Here is a 15,618-nt window from a genome sequence, read left to right on the forward strand (position 1 = left end):
GAACGTGTCCGAGCTTCCCTCGAGCACCCAAGCGGCGAGCGGCCCACTGCGGCCGCGCGATGCCGCCTCGATCATCCTGTTTGATCGTTCCGGCCCTGCTATTCGCGTGCTGATGGGCCGGCGCAGTAATGCCCACATATTCATGCCCGGCGCTTACGTGTTTCCCGGCGGCAAACGCGATCCGCGCGACCACGCCCTGCCCTTCTCCGGCGATCTGCACCCCGCCGTGCTGCGCAGCCTCACCACGTCTGCCGCGCGCCGCCTGAGCGCTGCCGGGGCACGGGCGCTGGCGCTTGCCGCCGCGCGCGAGCTCGTGGAAGAAACCGGCGTCGATATGGGCATGGACGCCGATGGTCCGGATCTTTCGCGTTTTCGATATGTGGCGCGCGCAATCACCCCGCCCGGCAATATCAGGCGTTACGACACGCGATTCTTTTGCTGTTACGCCGACGAGTTGCGGCTGGATACCCGGCTAATCAGGGATTCAGATGAGCTGCACAATGTGCAATGGCTTGACATGACAGCGCTTTCCAGTCTGAACATGCCGAAAATCACACGCACGGTTCTCGAAGATGTCACAAAACTCATGATAGGTGATCCGTCACTGCCCTTTGAAAGCCCCGCGCGGCTCTATGTCACGCGCCACGGCCGATTCATTCGAGACTTTGTATAAAGGCCGTCATGTCACAAATGAAATGCGAAGCGGACGCCATTCACTGGCCCTCACTGATCGCCGCCATCTCCGCCATCAGTGCGGTCGGTGTCGCCATCGGCCTGGGCCTGCCGCTCCTGTCGATCATCCTTGAGAAGCGCGGCATCTCCTCCACCATGATCGGGGTAAATTCGGCAATGGCCGGCGTTGCGGCGATGATGGCAGCGCCGGTGACCACCAAGATCGCCCATGATTTCGGCGTGGCGCGAACGATGCTATTTGCCGTTGTCGTGTCGGCTCTGAGTGCGCTCTGTTTCTATTTTGCCGACGCCTTCTGGATGTGGTTTCCGCTGCGAATCGTCTTCCATGGCGCAACCACCACGCTGTTCATCCTCTCCGAATACTGGATCAACATGACCGCACCGCCGAAAAAACGCGGCATGGTTCTCGGCATCTACGCCACCGGACTTGCGGTTGGCTTTGCGGTTGGCCCGTTATTGTTTTCCGTGGTCGGCAGCGATGGCATCCTGCCGTTTCTGGTCGGGGCAGCAATCATACTGCTTGCCGCGATCCCGATCTTCCTCGCGCGCGGCGAAAGCCCGGAGCTGAGCGAAAGGCCTAACCACCATTTCGCCCGTTATATATGGCTGGTGCCGATGGCTTCTGCGGCGGCCTTCGTGTTCGGCGCCGTGCAAGCGGGCGGTCTGTCGCTCTTTCCCATCTATGCGACCCGCGAAGGCTTCAACGAATCGCAGGCGGCACTTCTGCTGACCGTGATGGGCATCGGCAACATGGTCTTCCAGATACCGATCGGCCTGCTTTCGGACCGGATGAAAGACCGGCGCACAATGCTGGCGCTGATGGCCTTTGCAGGCGTTTGCGGCACGCTGGCGCTGCCCTTGCTGGTGGATAGATGGATTCTCGTCGCGGCCCTGCTGCTGTTCTGGGGCGGCCTCGTATCCGGCATGTATACCGTCGGCCTTACCCATCTGGGATCGCGTCTCAAAGGGGCCGATCTGGTGGCCGCCAACGCCGCCTTCATCTTCTGCTATGCCATGGGCACTATAGCCGGACCACAGGCCGTCGGCATTTCCATGGATGTTGCGGGTACCGACGGTTTCGCCTGGGCGCTTGCCGTGTTTTTCGGGCTTTACGTGGTGCTTTATGCCTTCCGTTTTGTTTTCAGGGCAAAACAGACTTGACTTTTCAGGCGCGATACGTAGTTTCGCGCCAGATTTAGCCGAGGTGAGAAGCGCCTGCGGCTTCTCTTTTGTTTAAAGGCAGGACGACCATGGCGAAAGCTACAACAATCAAGATCAAGCTGCTGTCGACAGCCGACACCGGTACCTTCTACGTCACCACCAAGAACAGCCGTACGTTCACGGACAAGATGACGAAGACGAAGTATGACCCGGTTGTACGCAAGCACGTTGAATTCAAGGAAACCAAAATCAAGTAATTCTTGATCGGGTTCTCCGGCAAAAGCGCGCCCAACGGGCGCGTTTTTTGTTTGTACGGAAAGGATTGCCGCCAACGGCATTCTTTGCGCCAGCGCCCTCGCAAGGCCCGCCACGGGCCAACAAATCGCAACCTTCCTAGTTGCGGTTCTTGAGTTTGGAACCCAGTCGGCGCTATCGGCACTGCGGTAAAGCTCTTTATCACCGTCTCGCCTAACCAGCGCCTCTCCTAATCAGCGTCTCATCGGCCAAATGCGCCAACCGCTGCGACAGCGCGCTGCCTGCGCGCGCAGCCGGATGTGCTGCGCTATAAGCGGCAGCACAAGCACAGAATATTTTGGGAGATAAGGCGGTCGGCTAACGATGTGATCACGGCACGAGGAACCGATTCGGACATCGTCAGCCGACCGACCCCACGATCCAGGAGATGCGGCGGACCTGAGCATCATGGGGCATTCAAACTACGCAATACCAGCCCCTGACGACCGAAACATCAGCGGTGTAAACCGCCATCGTTTCTTCATCACTAGACGGAAAAACCGCCGGAAGAACTGTTATTCTCGATTGGGAGTGTGCGCAGAAGTAAAATAAAAATCAACAAATTCTTAAGCCAGAGATACATCACCTGGAAAACATGGTTAAATATACAACGCTGGCACACTATAGTTCCGTGAGCGATTGAATTCAACGTATTTTTCAACTTGAACTCTATTAACCCTGTTAGACTTCACCCCCTCATTGTAAGAAGATAAAATACTGGCAAGGTCAGGGACTTCGCGCTTGCCACAGTTTGCCGTCAGGTCTTTGGGCGGCTATCGATAACGGTAAACGTCGAAAGTCTCAAAAGGCGGCATGGATTGTCAGCGTCATGGGTCTGCGCCTTTAGGCGGCGGCCGCCACGACGCGGTTGCGTCCTGTGTGTTTCGCCTCGTAGAGCGCCCTGTCGGCCTGCTTCAGAAGCTCGTCCGGCGCGCCGAATGCTCCGCTGCTGGTGGCGATGCCGAGCGAAGCCGTGATACTCAACTCGCGGTCGATGGAACGAACGTGAAACGGCTTGTCCTCGATGATTGCCCGCAGGCGTTCGGCAACGCTTGTGGCAAGCTCCATCGGCGTGTCGGGCATCACAACCACGAATTCCTCCCCGCCATAACGGCAGGCAAGATCGGCGCCGCGCACCGTGCTGCGGATGCGGGCTGCAAACTCGCGCAGAACCTCATCGCCGACATCGTGGCCATAGGTATCGTTGACCAGCTTGAAGCGGTCGATATCGGTCATGCAAATGGAAATCGGGCGGCCACGCACAGCGGCGCGGTCGAAAAGTATTTTCAGATGATTGTCGAGATAACGGCGATTGTTAAGACCAGTCAGCCCGTCGACGATAGCAAGCTCCATCGTGTGCTGGAGATTGAGCCGCAGATGCTCGTTATAGCGCTTGCGCCGGATCTGCGTCAGGGACCGGGCGACAAGTTCGTTGGGATCGATCGGGCGGAGAATATAATCGTTCACGCCAAGATCGAGCGCCCGCGCCACCATGTCGTCCGCCCCCTGTTCCGCTACCAGAAGCAACGGCAGGAACCGGGTACGCTCCAGCGAACGAAGCTGCGAACACAGTCTCAGCGGATCGTAATCCTCAAAATTGGAATTGACGATGACAAGCTCGAAGGGGTTGCTCGCGGCCTTCAACAGGGCCGCCTGAGGCTCCGTGACGGCATCGACCTCGGCAATCGGCTTCAGCGCCCTGACGATGCGTTCCTGCGAGCTGGCGCGGCCATCCGCCACCAGAACGCGGCCAGGCGTCTGCATGAGGCCATCGCTGCGCAGCATCTCCTCGATGCCGATCTCGCGCGCGGTCTCGGCCCGCAGCCGCAATTCGTCACTGACGGCCTTGAGGCGCACGAGGCTTTTGACACGGGCGATCAATTGAAGGTCGTTAACGGGCTTGGTCAGAAAATCATCGGCGCCGGCTTTCAGGCCGCGCACGCGGTCTGAGGGCTGATCGAGTGCGGTGACCATGACAACAGGAATATGCGCCGTTTTCGGATTGGCCTTCAGCCGTTCGCAGACCTCGAAACCGTCCATGCCAGGCATCATGATGTCCAGCAGGATGATATCGACCTGTTCCTGGTCGCAAATATCAAGCGCCTTGAAACCATCCTCGGCGGTTACGACGTCGAAATATTCCGCGACAAGCCGGGCTTCGAGAAGCTTTACGTTTGCGGGTATGTCGTCAACAACCAGAACTCTCGCCGTCATAACAGTTCCCCAACCGCCTTACGCATCGCCTAGATAGGTCTTGATGATTTCGATGAATTTCGGAACGGAGATCGGCTTGGACACATAGGCCTCGCATCCGCCCTGACGAATGCGCTCCTCATCCCCCTTCATGGCGAAGGCGGTTACCGCGATGACCGGAATGACGTGCAGCTCATCATCCTCCTTCAGCCATTTCGTCACCTCCAGCCCGGAAACCTCCGGCAGCTGAATATCCATGAGAATGAGGTCGGGGCGATGCTTGCGGGCAAGATCCAGCGCTTCCATGCCGTTGCGTGTCTGGATCGTCGTATAGCCAGACGCCTCGATCAGGTCACGAAAGAGCTTCATGTTCAGCTCGTTGTCTTCGACTATCATGACCTGCTTGGGCATGGTGGGCAGTCCCCGTTTCGCTTTGAAACCTTCTTCTAGACATATAGGGTGCCAGAGAACCGATTCCATCGTCCATTTGTTGCGCAAGGCTAGAACGATTTGGTTTCAAAATAGGTAACTTCGGTAGAGAAATGCTGAGAGATACAAAAAACAAAGACAATGCCGGAAAAGATCCGCAAGAAACGGCGGCCGCCATACTTGGCTGGCTGGCAAACGAGCCGGAAATGCTCGGGCGTTTTCTGGCGCTGAGCGGATTGCAGGCCAATATGCTGCGCCATGCCGCCCACGATCCCGGCTTTCTGGCGGGGCTCACCGATTTTCTGATGAGCCACGAACCAGACCTCATGGCCTTCTGCGCGGCGACCGACACATCCCCCGAAACGGTTGCCGCCGCCTGGCACCATTTTTCCGGCCCGGGGTTGGATTCGGGTGAGTATTGACAGGCCACCCCTTGAGCCACCGTCACGGCCGGAGTATGGTTGGCGACGTTCTGGTTTTGTTTTCGGCCCATGTCCACGTCGCATCTCTATGATCCCGGTTTTTGCCGCGACTGTCTGGTCGGCCAGCCAGCGGACCTGAGGCGTTGTCGCGCCTGTGGCAGTCCCCGCCTCGTCTACCATGACGAACTCTACGACCTCAGCATCGCCCATATCGATTGCGACGCCTTTTACGCCTCCGTTGAAAAACGGGACAATCCCGATCTTGCCGACAAGCCGTTGATCATCGGCGGCGGAAAACGCGGCGTGGTTTCCACTGCCTGCTACATTGCCCGCATCCAAGGCGTGCGCTCCGCCATGCCGATGTTCAAGGCGCTGGAAGCCTGTCCGGACGCCGTGGTCATAAAGCCCGACATGGAAAAATACAGCCGCGTCGGCCGTCAGATCCGAACCATGATGCAGGATTTGACACCGCTCGTGCAGCCGCTTTCCATAGACGAGGCGTTTCTCGATCTTTCCGGAACGGAGAGGCTGCATCACGATCCACCTGCCCGGGTTCTGGCGAAATTTGTGAAACGGGTGGAAAAAGAAGTGGGCGTGACCGTCTCGGCCGGGCTGTCCTACTGCAAATTTCTGGCCAAGGTCGCGTCCGACCTTAAAAAACCGCGCGGCTTTTCGGTGATCGGCGAAGCGGAAGCGCTTTCCTTTCTGGCAGCACGGCCCGTCACGACGATATGGGGCGTTGGAAAGGCGTTTGCGGCGACGCTGGAGGCGGACGGCATTCGCATGATCGCGCAGTTGCAGGAGATGGAGGAAGGCGACCTGATGCGCCGCTATGGCGTGATGGGACAACGGCTGTTCCGGCTTTCGCGCGGCATCGATGAACGGCACGTGCACAATAACGACCCCGCGAAAAGCGTGTCTTCCGAGACCACCTTCTTCAACGATATTTCCCGCCACGAGGACCTCGTACCGATCCTGCGGTCGCTTTCCGAAAAAGTTGCCTGGCGCCTGAAGAAGAGCGGCATTTCCGGCCAGACTGTTGTGCTGAAAATGAAGACGGCCGATTTCAAACTCCGCACCCGCAACCGCAAGCTTGATGACCCTACCCAGCTTGCCGACCGCATATTCCGCACCGGCCTTTCGCTGCTTGCGAAAGAAACCGACGGCACCAAGTTTCGCCTGATCGGCATAGGCGTCAGTGATCTGCGCGATGCGGACCTTGCCGATCCTCCCGATCTCGTCGACAGGCAGGCGGAACGGCGGGCGGCGGCGGAAGCGGCAATGGACAAGCTGCGCGACAAGTTCGGCAAGGGCAGCGTCGAGACCGGCTACACTTTCGGCACACGCAAATAGCGGCCATGCCGCTTGCAAACGCCGTGAAACCCTGCGGCCTGCAACACCCCGCCCCTATTTTAGATATTACACAAATTAGTGATGTGGCAGACGCCGTATCCTTAAACTTCATTAAACTTCGCGTGGTTGAGTAAACGAAGTTTTGTGCATGTGGTGTATTGCGTCATGTCCCTTCGCTTCCGTCTTCTGACCGGCATGCTGTCGGCCAGCATTCTTGCCTTTCCGGCGCTTGCCGCCGACAACAAGTCCCTGCAGATCGTCGTTTCGAAAAGCGATCAATCGCTGGCGCTTTACGAGAACGGCGAGATCGTTGCTACATCCAAGGTCTCAACCGGCAAGGCCGGGCATGAGACGCCGAGCGGCATTTTTTCGATTCTGGAAAAACGCAAATACCACGAATCGAACATCTACTCGGCCGCGCCTATGCCTTTCATGCAGCGACTGACATGGTCGGGCATCGCGTTGCACGAAGGCAAGGTGCCAAATTACCCGGCCTCGCATGGCTGCGTGCGCCTGCCTTCGAAATTCGCGCAGTCGCTGTTCGGCGAGACCCGCTACGGCGTGCATGTCATCATCACCGACCGGCCGGTTTCTCTGCGCTCCGTACAACATTCAGCCCTGTTTGAGCCGCGGGACGATGCCGATGACGGCAAGCTGCTTTTATCCGACGTCGAGCTGCGCCCCGCGACCTTCGACGCCGCATTGGGCACCGTTGAGGTGGCCGTGAATGAAAAAACGCAAGCCATCAAACCGATGGCCAAAGGCAAGGAGCCCTCGCCCTTGCGCATCCTCATCACCCGGCGCGGCGAGCGCGAAAAGGTGATGGATATTCAGGCCGTGCTGACGCGCCTTGGCTTCGATGCCGGCGCACCGGACGGCTATACCGGAGAAATGACGATCAGCGCCGTCAACGGGTTCAAGCGCTGGAAGGGGCTGAAAACCACCGGGCCGCTACTGACCGACGATTTCGTCGCTGCGCTTTACGCATCCGCCGGCGAAGATCATCCACCGAATGGCCAGATCATGGTGCGACAGGATTTCAAGCCACTATTCGAGGCTGCGATCGACATCAAGGATCCCGAGGTGGCACTCGGAACGCATTTCTTCGAAGCCGTTGCCGTCAACCGCGCAGCCGGAACCGCCGAATGGAATGGCGTAACACTGGAAAACCATCTGCCGGCCGCAGCCCGCAAGCGGCTTGGCATCACCGTTACCGAAGCGCCCGGTGGCTTTGACCAGCTAAGCGCCGTACTAGGCCGCCTTGAAATACCGGCCGAAATTCGCTCCCGAATCGAGAAAGAGCTTTCAACCGGTAGTTCGATTACCGTTTCCGACCTCAGTCACCAGATGGAGACAGGGATGGGGACGGACTTCATTACCGTGACAAAGGAAGGGCCGGTTTGAGGGCTTGAGGCCTCACACCAGCTCCACATCAACAACGCCGGGGGCAGAGCGAAGTGCGGCGGCGATCTCAGGGGAAATACGATATTTCTCCGTCAGCTCCACCTCGATCTCACGGCTCCCCTCGTCCTTGATGACGATGAAATAAACCGATCCGTCACCTTTGGTATTGAGGTGGCGGGCAACGGTTTTCAGCGGGCCTGAATCTCGCACATAAACCCGCAACGCCTTCTGCATTTGGACGGATTTTTCCTCGAGCGATTGCGCCGTCTGGATGCGCAGACCGATGCCTTCCGGGCGCTCTTCCGCCTGCACGGTGATAACAAGGGATTTGCCCACCTCGAGCAGATCGCGAAACTGGGCAAGCCCTTCGGAAAACAACACCGCCTCATATTGACCGGAGGCATCGGAGAAGGTGACGATACCCATCTTGTTGCCAGTGCGGGTCTTGCGCTCCTGCTTGCCGGTGACGGTGCCGGCCAGACGCCCGGCGGTCGCCCCCTGTTTCACTGCCGCGGAAAAATCGGCGAAATTCTGCACCCGCAACTTTTCCAATACAGGGCGGTAGGTATCGAGCGGATGTGCGGTCAGGTAAAAACCGAGCACCTGATATTCGCGCAGCAGTTTCTCCGAGGCGAGCCAGTGCTGGAAGGCAGGCAGGATGAGCTTTTCCGGGCCGCTTGCGCCGCCTGAGCCGAACATGTCCGACTGGCCGGTAACGCGGCTTTCCTGCGCGCGTTGCGAATAACCGATGATACGGTCCAGCCCGCCGATCATCTCGGCACGGTCGCGGCCAAAACAATCGAAACCGCCAGCATTGATGAGGCTTTCGAGCACACGCCGGTTGATCTGCTTCGGATCGATGCGCAGGCAGAAATCCTCCAGGCTCGCAAATGGCTTGCCGTCGCGCACGGTAACGATGTGCTCCACCGCGCCCTCGCCCACGCCCTTGATGGCGGCCAGCGAATAATAGATGCGGTTCTCACCCGTCTCGAACTGCCGGAAGGACGTCTGCACCGAAGGTGCCACGACCTCTATACCGAGACGGCTGGCATCCTGGCGGAAATCATTGAGTTTTTCCGTGTTGGCCATATCCAGCGTCATGGAGGCCGCAAGGAACTCAACCGGATAATGCGCCTTCATATAGGCGGTCTGATAGGACACGATGGCGTAAGCGGCGGCGTGGCTCTTGTTGAAGCCGTAATTGGCGAATTTCGCCAGAAGGTCGAAGATGGTGTTGGCCTGCGGCTTCGACACGCTGTTTCTGATCGCGCCGTCTACGAAGCGCTCGCGCTGCTGGTCCATCTCCTCCTTGATCTTCTTGCCCATGGCGCGGCGCAGAAGATCGGCTTCGCCGAGCGAATAACCTGACAGAACCTGGGCGATCTGCATCACCTGTTCCTGATAGACGATAACGCCCTGCGTTTCCTTCAGGAGATGGTCGATGGTGGGGTGGATCGACTCCAGCTCCTCCTCGCCATGCTTGCGGGCATTGTAGACCGGAATGTTTTCCATCGGACCCGGACGATAAAGCGCCACCAGCGCAATGATGTCCTCGATGCAGTCCGGGCGCATGCCGATAAGCGCCTTGCGCATGCCGGCACTTTCCACCTGGAACACGCCGATGGTTTCGCCGCGTGACAACATCTCGTAGGTTTTGGCGTCGTCCAGCGGAATTGCGGCGAGATCGACCTTGATGCCGCGTTTGGCAACGAAATCGACGGCAACCTTCAGCACCGTCAACGTCTTCAGACCGAGAAAGTCGAATTTGACGAGGCCTGCGCTTTCCACCCACTTCATGTTGAACTGGGTAACCGGCATGTCGGAGCGCGGATCGCGATACATCGGCACCAGCTTCGACAGCGGCCGGTCACCGATGACGATACCGGCAGCATGGGTGGAGGCGTGACGGTAAAGCCCCTCGATCTTCTGGGCGATATCCAGAAGTCGGGCAACGACGGGTTCCTTGTCCGCCTCTTCCTGCAGACGCGGCTCTTCCTCGATCGCTTTAGACAGCGGCGTCGGATTGGCCGGGTTGTTGGGGACCAGCTTGCAGATCTTGTCCACCTGCCCATAGGGCATTTCCAGCACGCGGCCGACGTCGCGCAATGCCGCGCGCGCCTGCAACGAACCGAAGGTAATGATCTGCGCCACCTGCTCGCGGCCATATTTGCGCTGCACGTAGCGGATCACCTCTTCGCGGCGGTCCTGGCAGAAGTCGATATCGAAGTCGGGCATCGACACGCGTTCGGGATTGAGGAAGCGTTCGAACAGCAGCGAGAAGCGCAGAGGATCGACATCGGTGATGGTCAGCGCATAGGCCACGAGCGAGCCTGCACCCGAACCGCGGCCGGGGCCGACCGGAATATCCTGCTGCTTGGCCCATTTGATGAAGTCCGCAACGATCAGGAAGTAACCTGGAAAACCCATGCGTTCGATGACGCCAAGCTCGAAATCCAGCCTGTCGCGATATTCCTGCTCTGTGTAGCCAGGTGCCATGCCGAGGGCCGCAAGGCGAAGATCAAGACCTTCGACGGCCTGACGGCGAAGCTCTTCGGCCTCTGCCCGTTGTGCCGCTTCGGGATCGTCGCTGGCACCGGTGAAGCGCGGCAGGATCGGCCCACGCTTCTTCAGCACATACGAGCAACGCATTGCGATTTCGACGGTGTTTTCCAGTGCCTCCGGAAGGTCGGCAAACAGCTCCGCCATCTCCTCACGGCTTTTCATATAATGGTCGGGGGTCAGGCGGAATCGGCTGTCATCAGAAACGATGGCGTTATGCGCCACCGCCATCAATGCATCATGCGCCTCATAATCGGCCCTCGAAGGGAAGAAGGCCTCGTTGGTGGCGACCAGCGGAATATCATGTTCATAAGCAAGCCCGATCATACGCCGCTCATGGGCGCGGTCGAAACCGGACTGACGCTGCAATTCGATATAAAGCTTGTCACCGAAGAGTGATTTCAGCGCCAGCAGGCGTTCTCTCGCCTGCGCCGTATGCCGTTCCTTCAGAGCCATATCCACCGGACCACCGGAGGCACCCGTCAGCACGATCAGCCCGGCATTGGAGGCTTCCTCCAGCCATGCACGGGTAATATGCACGGACTGGCCACCGCTTTCGCCCTCCAGATAAGCGCGGCTGATAAGGTCCACCAGCCGCTCGTACCCTCCGGCATCCGCCGCGAGCAGCACGATGGCCGGAAGCTTGGCAAGGTGGCTGTTGTGGTTGCGGCGATCATCCACCGCATCCTGCATGTCGATCGACACCTGACAGCCGATAATCGGCTGCAAGCCCTCATCACGCGCCTTTTCGGAAAACTCCAGCGCGACGAAAAGATTGTTGGTGTCGGTAATGGCTATGGCCGGCTGGCCGTCTGCAACGGCCTTGGACATGATTTTCTTGAGGGGTAAAGCCCCCTCAAGCAGGGAGTAAGCGGAGTGAACCCGCAGATGGACGAAACCGGGTGTTTTCAGCGTTTCGCTAGAGGTCTCTCCACGCGTAACCGTCTCGCCCATATCGTCATCCTGTCATTCTGAATCGAGGGGGCGATTTTCCGATTTTCGGCCTTCAAAGTCCACCGCCTTTCGGCGTCTATACAGGCTTCTGCGCCGGTGTGCCCTTCACAGGGCAGTGAGGATCACCGAAAAGCTGGCGACAAACACAGCGATGGAGGCGAAAGCGGCAACGTCACGGATGAAATCAGTCATTGGTCTCTCCTTACTCGTTATGTTCTAACTTTGTTCTCATTTTGTTCGATTGTCAACAGGCTTTTATTGATAGTCTCCTTGCTAACGCGGCAGAATCGGCTGCGGTTCCACCTTCGTGAATGGCAAGCCACTGACTCCAAAGCAAAAAAACCCGGAGGCAAAAACACCTCCGGGTTCGTGAAAATTCAATTGTGGAAGGACGAGTGGCCTCGCGGGAAACCTGACCGTAGACAGACTCAGCCGCAGAAAAGATCGCAAAGGCGGCGTTCTGGTCGCCTTATTGCATCACGATCAGAAGTCTACGATCTTGCCGTCTGCAAGCGTCACGCGGCGGTCCATGCGGTTGGCAAGCTCATGATTATGGGTGGCGATCAGTGCGGCAAGGCCGGACTGGCGCACCAGCGCCTCCAGCGCATCGAACACGTAATGCGCGGTCTCGGGATCGAGATTGCCGGTCGGCTCGTCGGCGAGAAGCAGGAGCGGTGCGTTGGCAACGGCGCGCGCAATCGCCACACGTTGCTGTTCACCGCCGGAAAGCTCAGCCGGGCGATGTTCGCCGCGATGGCCGACGCGCATGTAATCGAGCAGCGCGCTCGCACGCTTGCGGGCCTCGCCCTGCGTCAGACCGGCGATGAGCTGCGGCATCATCACGTTCTCCACCGCCGTGAACTCCGGCAGCAGATGATGGAACTGGTAGACAAAACCGATGTCGCTGCGGCGGATCGCCGTGCGCTTTTCATCCGGCAGACCATTGCAGGGCGCGTCATTGATGAAAACCTCGCCAGCATCCGGATGTTCGAGAAGCCCAGCGAGATGCAACAGCGTGGATTTGCCGGTGCCCGAGGGGGCAACAAGCGCCACCATCTCACCGCTCTTCAACTCGAAATCGGCCTTGCGCAGAATGGAGAGCGACGTCTCGCCCTGACCATAGGTCCTCTCGACGCCGGTAAGCCGCAGCACTGATTTTTTTGCCATATTGTGAAGCGGTCCTTATTCGTAACGCAGGGCCTGCACCGGATCGAGCTTGGAAGCCCGCCATGCCGGAAAGATGGTTGCCAGGAAAGAAAGCGTCAGCGCCATGATGACGACGGTAATGGTCTCGCTGATATCCATTTCGGCCGGAAGCTGGCTGAGGAAATAGAGCTGCGGATCAAACAGCACCGTGCCTGATACCCAGGAGAAGAACTGCCGGATGGATTCCACATTGAGGCAGACGATGACGCCGAGTGCCACACCGGCGAATGTGCCCACCGTGCCGATGGCAGCTCCCGTCATGAAGAAGATACGCATGACGGCGCCGGAACTGGCGCCCATGGTGCGCAGAATGGCGATATCGCTGCCCTTGTCCTTAACCAGCATGATGAGGCCAGAAATGATGTTGAGCGCCGCCACCAGAACGATGAGCGTCAGTATCATGAACATCACGTTTCTTTCCACCTGCAGGGCGGAAAAGAAGGTCTGGTTACGCTGTCTCCAGTCGGTGATATAGATCTGCCGTTCAGCTGCCTGCTCCACCAGCGGGCGGATGCCGTCTACATTGTCGGGGCGACTGACGTAAAGCTCGATGGATTGCACCAGGCCTTCGGCATTGAAATAAAGCTGGGCTTCGGACAGCGGCATATAGATCATCGACGCGTCATATTCCGACATGCCGATCTCGAAGACGCCCGAAATCTTGTAGGATTTGACGCGGGGGTTGACACCCATCGGCGTCACATCGCCTTCAGGCGAAATGAGGGTGATATCGTCACCCGCCGTCACGCCAAGCTGTGCGGCAAGCCTTGAGCCAACCAGAACCCCGTCGCCCGCCATGAAGCCGACGAGATCGCCGGTCTTGACGTTGGTGGCGACTTCCTTGATCTTGTCGATATCGTCCTGGCGAACGCCGCGCACGAGCGCACCGGAGCCGGCGCCACCGCGACCGGAGGCCAATGTCTGCCCCTCTACCAGCGGCAGGGCCATCGTCACGCCCGGAATGGCGGAGAACTTCTTCGCCAGCTCATCGTAATTGTTGAAGGGCTGATCGATCGGCTGGACGATCATATGGCCGTTGATGCCGAGAATGCGCGAAATCAGCTCCGTGCGAAAACCGTTCATGACAGCCATGACGATGATAAGCGTCGCGACGCCCAGCATGATGCCGACGAAGGAAAAGCCGGCGATGACGGATATGAACGCTTCCTTGCGCCGCGACCGCAGATAGCGCCAGGCCACCATGCGCTCGAAAGCAGAAAACGGCCGGGCGGTCCTTTCCCGGGCGGAAGGAGCCGCACCCTTGTCAGCCTCGGCTTTTGCCATGTCGTCTCCCTGATCTGAACTTGAAAGGCCGGTTTTCACAAAAAACCGACCCCTGATCTTGATCTCATAAAGCTGGAGCGGATTTCAGGCGAAAACCGCTCGTCACTTTCACCATTTCGCGCTTAGCCAAGCACCCTGTTCATTGCCGCTTCGATTGTGACGGTTTGACGGTCGCCGGTCTTGCGATCCTTCACCTCGACTTCACCGTTCGCTGCCGAACGTGGGCCGACGATGATCTGCATCGGCACGCCGATCAGGTCAGCAGTCGCGAACTTCTGGCCCGCGCGGTCGTCCGTATCGTCATAAAGAACATCCTTGCCGGCATTGGAGAGCGAGTAATACAGCTTTTCGCACGCCGCATCACAGGCTGCGTCACCTGCCTTCATGTTGATAATCACGACATCGAAAGGAGCGACCGAAGCCGGCCAGATGATTCCGTTTTCGTCATGCGATGCTTCAATGATGGCGGGAACAAGGCGTGTCGGGCCAATGCCGTAGGACCCCATGTGAACGGGGTGTTCCTTGCCATCAGCACCCTGCACCTTGGCGCCCATCGGCTCGGAATATTTGGTGCCGAAATAGAAGATGTGGCCGACTTCGATGCCGCGCGCGGAAAGGCGCTGGCCATCGGGAATGGCCTCATAAGCAGATTCGTCGTGCATTTCCGAGGTGGCGGCATAGTCGGCCGTCCATTCGTCGAAAACGCCCTGAAGGGCTGCGACGTCGTCGAAGTTGGTATCATCGGCGGGGATGGCGCGGTCGAGGAAGCTCTTGTGGCAGAAGACTTCGGATTCGCCGGTATCGGCCAGAATGATGAATTCGTGGCTGTGATTGCCGCCAATCGGGCCGGTATCGGCACGCATGGGAATGGCGCGCAGGCCAAGGCGCTCAAAGGTGCGCAGGTAAGCCACGAACATCTTGTTATAGGAGTGGATCGCGTCTTCCTTGGTCAGATCGAAGGAATAGGCATCCTTCATCAAAAACTCGCGCGAGCGCATGGTGCCGAAACGGGGGCGCACCTCGTCGCGGAACTTCAGCTGAATATGATAGAGGTTCAGCGGCAGGTTCTTGTAGGATTTCACATAGGACCGGAAGATGTCAGTGATCATCTCCTCGTTAGTGGGGCCATACAGCATCTGGCGGTCCTGACGGTCCTTGATGCGCAGCATTTCCTTGCCGTAATCGTCATAACGGCCGCTCTCCTGCCACAGCTCAGCGGTCTGCAGCGTCGGCATCAGAAGCTCGATCGCGCCCGAGCGGTCTTGCTCCTCGCGGATGATCCTGTTGACCTTGTCCAGAACGCGCTTGCCCAGCGGTAGCCAGGAATAGATGCCAGCCGATTGCTGCCGGATCATGCCCGCACGCAGCATGAGGCGATGGGAGACAATCTCCGCTTCCTTGGGGTTTTCCTTCAGGATGGGCATGAAATAACGGCTGAGACGCATGACGACTTCCATTGGTATGGGCAACAACACGCAAAGGCGCGGGAATCGCCCCGAATAGAGGGATATTGGCGCCGTACATAGCTGTTTCTGACCAAGAAGAAAACCCGCCATGCAAAGACCTGCCTAGGCGATTTCGTGGCATTTTCGCGATAGCTAATTCGCGTCAAAACGCTTTGGCCGGAATATTATTCTTGATCCGGTGCGACAAATTGCACCACAGG

The 15,618-nt window shown here is 58.4% G+C and carries 12 protein-coding genes; 6 read left to right on the forward strand and 6 right to left on the reverse strand.

All coding sequences use genetic code 11. From position 1 onward, the window contains the following. The first annotated feature begins 4 nt into the window (after window positions 1–4). The 3 genes from AC1DCP_RS07995 to rpmG all read left to right on the forward strand — a co-directional run bounded on the left by AC1DCP_RS07995 (window position 5) and on the right by rpmG (window position 2,111). Window positions 5–673 carry an NUDIX domain-containing protein gene (locus tag AC1DCP_RS07995; RefSeq protein WP_112152896.1) on the forward strand — a complete coding sequence of 223 codons (669 nt, stop codon included), beginning with the start codon at window positions 5–7 and terminating at the stop codon, window positions 671–673. A gap of 17 nt (window positions 674–690) precedes the next feature. Then, entirely contained in the window at window positions 691–1,854 is a 1,164-nt protein-coding gene (locus AC1DCP_RS08000) for an MFS transporter (RefSeq protein WP_019565488.1), read from the forward strand. 89 nt (window positions 1,855–1,943) lie between these two features. Next, entirely contained in the window at window positions 1,944–2,111 is a 168-nt protein-coding gene (gene rpmG / locus AC1DCP_RS08005) for a 50S ribosomal protein L33 (protein ID WP_003496403.1), read from the forward strand. Window positions 2,112–2,991: 880 nt separating this feature from the next. Here rpmG and AC1DCP_RS08010 read toward each other — a convergent pair. Both AC1DCP_RS08010 and AC1DCP_RS08015 read right to left on the reverse strand, forming a co-directional pair. Then, a complete protein-coding gene (locus AC1DCP_RS08010; RefSeq protein WP_065688238.1) occupies window positions 2,992–4,362 on the reverse strand; it encodes a PleD family two-component system response regulator in 1,371 nt (456 codons plus the stop codon). 18 nt (window positions 4,363–4,380) lie between these two features. Beyond that, window positions 4,381–4,752: a response regulator gene (locus AC1DCP_RS08015; protein WP_003496409.1), complete on the reverse strand. Its 372-nt coding sequence runs from the start codon at window positions 4,750–4,752 to the stop codon at window positions 4,381–4,383. 131 nt (window positions 4,753–4,883) lie between these two features. On the opposite strand from AC1DCP_RS08015, the gene AC1DCP_RS08020 reads away from it, so the two are divergent. From AC1DCP_RS08020 to AC1DCP_RS08030, 3 genes are all read left to right on the forward strand, one after another. Continuing rightward, window positions 4,884–5,192 carry a DUF3572 domain-containing protein gene (locus tag AC1DCP_RS08020; RefSeq protein ID WP_019565486.1) on the forward strand — a complete coding sequence of 103 codons (309 nt, stop codon included), beginning with the start codon at window positions 4,884–4,886 and terminating at the stop codon, window positions 5,190–5,192. A gap of 69 nt (window positions 5,193–5,261) precedes the next feature. Further along, window positions 5,262–6,545: a DNA polymerase IV gene (locus AC1DCP_RS08025; protein WP_112152851.1), complete on the forward strand. Its 1,284-nt coding sequence runs from the start codon at window positions 5,262–5,264 to the stop codon at window positions 6,543–6,545. Between the two features lie 165 nt (window positions 6,546–6,710). After that, a complete protein-coding gene (locus AC1DCP_RS08030; RefSeq protein WP_025593265.1) occupies window positions 6,711–7,949 on the forward strand; it encodes a L,D-transpeptidase family protein in 1,239 nt (412 codons plus the stop codon). A gap of 12 nt (window positions 7,950–7,961) precedes the next feature. On the opposite strand, the gene dnaE is transcribed toward AC1DCP_RS08030, so the two are convergent. The 4 genes from dnaE to proS all read right to left on the reverse strand — a co-directional run bounded on the left by dnaE (window position 7,962) and on the right by proS (window position 15,397). Beyond that, on the reverse strand, window positions 7,962–11,462 hold the full coding sequence (dnaE, locus tag AC1DCP_RS08035) for a DNA polymerase III subunit alpha (protein WP_065688236.1): 3,501 nt from the start codon (window positions 11,460–11,462) through the stop codon (window positions 7,962–7,964). A 483-nt stretch (window positions 11,463–11,945) separates the two neighbouring features. Next, window positions 11,946–12,629: an ABC transporter ATP-binding protein gene (locus AC1DCP_RS08040; RefSeq protein WP_013635957.1), complete on the reverse strand. Its 684-nt coding sequence runs from the start codon at window positions 12,627–12,629 to the stop codon at window positions 11,946–11,948. Between the two features lie 15 nt (window positions 12,630–12,644). Next, window positions 12,645–13,952 carry a lipoprotein-releasing ABC transporter permease subunit gene (locus AC1DCP_RS08045; RefSeq protein WP_003512696.1) on the reverse strand — a complete coding sequence of 436 codons (1,308 nt, stop codon included), beginning with the start codon at window positions 13,950–13,952 and terminating at the stop codon, window positions 12,645–12,647. 122 nt (window positions 13,953–14,074) lie between these two features. Then, window positions 14,075–15,397, reverse strand: a complete 1,323-nt coding sequence (gene proS, locus AC1DCP_RS08050) for a proline--tRNA ligase (RefSeq protein WP_065688308.1) — start codon at window positions 15,395–15,397, stop codon at window positions 14,075–14,077. Between the last annotated feature and the right edge of the window lie 221 nt (window positions 15,398–15,618).

This window comes from Agrobacterium sp. 10T429 (genome assembly GCF_056393925.1).

What these genes read in the sequence shown, in the direction of transcription:
- AC1DCP_RS08000 (WP_019565488.1), top strand. Translation starts at nt 691, where the DNA reads ATGAAATGCGAAGCGGACGCCATTCACTGGCCCTCACTGATCGCCGCC.
- rpmG (WP_003496403.1), top strand. Translation starts at nt 1,944, where the DNA reads ATGGCGAAAGCTACAACAATCAAGATCAAGCTGCTGTCGACAGCCGAC.
- AC1DCP_RS08010 (WP_065688238.1), bottom strand. Translation starts at nt 4,362, where the DNA reads ATGACGGCGAGAGTTCTGGTTGTTGACGACATACCCGCAAACGTAAAG.
- AC1DCP_RS08015 (WP_003496409.1), bottom strand. Translation starts at nt 4,752, where the DNA reads ATGCCCAAGCAGGTCATGATAGTCGAAGACAACGAGCTGAACATGAAG.
- AC1DCP_RS08020 (WP_019565486.1), top strand. Translation starts at nt 4,884, where the DNA reads ATGCTGAGAGATACAAAAAACAAAGACAATGCCGGAAAAGATCCGCAA.
- AC1DCP_RS08025 (WP_112152851.1), top strand. Translation starts at nt 5,262, where the DNA reads ATGTCCACGTCGCATCTCTATGATCCCGGTTTTTGCCGCGACTGTCTG.
- AC1DCP_RS08030 (WP_025593265.1), top strand. Translation starts at nt 6,711, where the DNA reads ATGTCCCTTCGCTTCCGTCTTCTGACCGGCATGCTGTCGGCCAGCATT.
- dnaE (WP_065688236.1), bottom strand. Translation starts at nt 11,462, where the DNA reads ATGGGCGAGACGGTTACGCGTGGAGAGACCTCTAGCGAAACGCTGAAA.
- AC1DCP_RS08040 (WP_013635957.1), bottom strand. Translation starts at nt 12,629, where the DNA reads ATGGCAAAAAAATCAGTGCTGCGGCTTACCGGCGTCGAGAGGACCTAT.
- AC1DCP_RS08045 (WP_003512696.1), bottom strand. Translation starts at nt 13,952, where the DNA reads ATGGCAAAAGCCGAGGCTGACAAGGGTGCGGCTCCTTCCGCCCGGGAA.
- proS (WP_065688308.1), bottom strand. Translation starts at nt 15,397, where the DNA reads ATGCGTCTCAGCCGTTATTTCATGCCCATCCTGAAGGAAAACCCCAAG.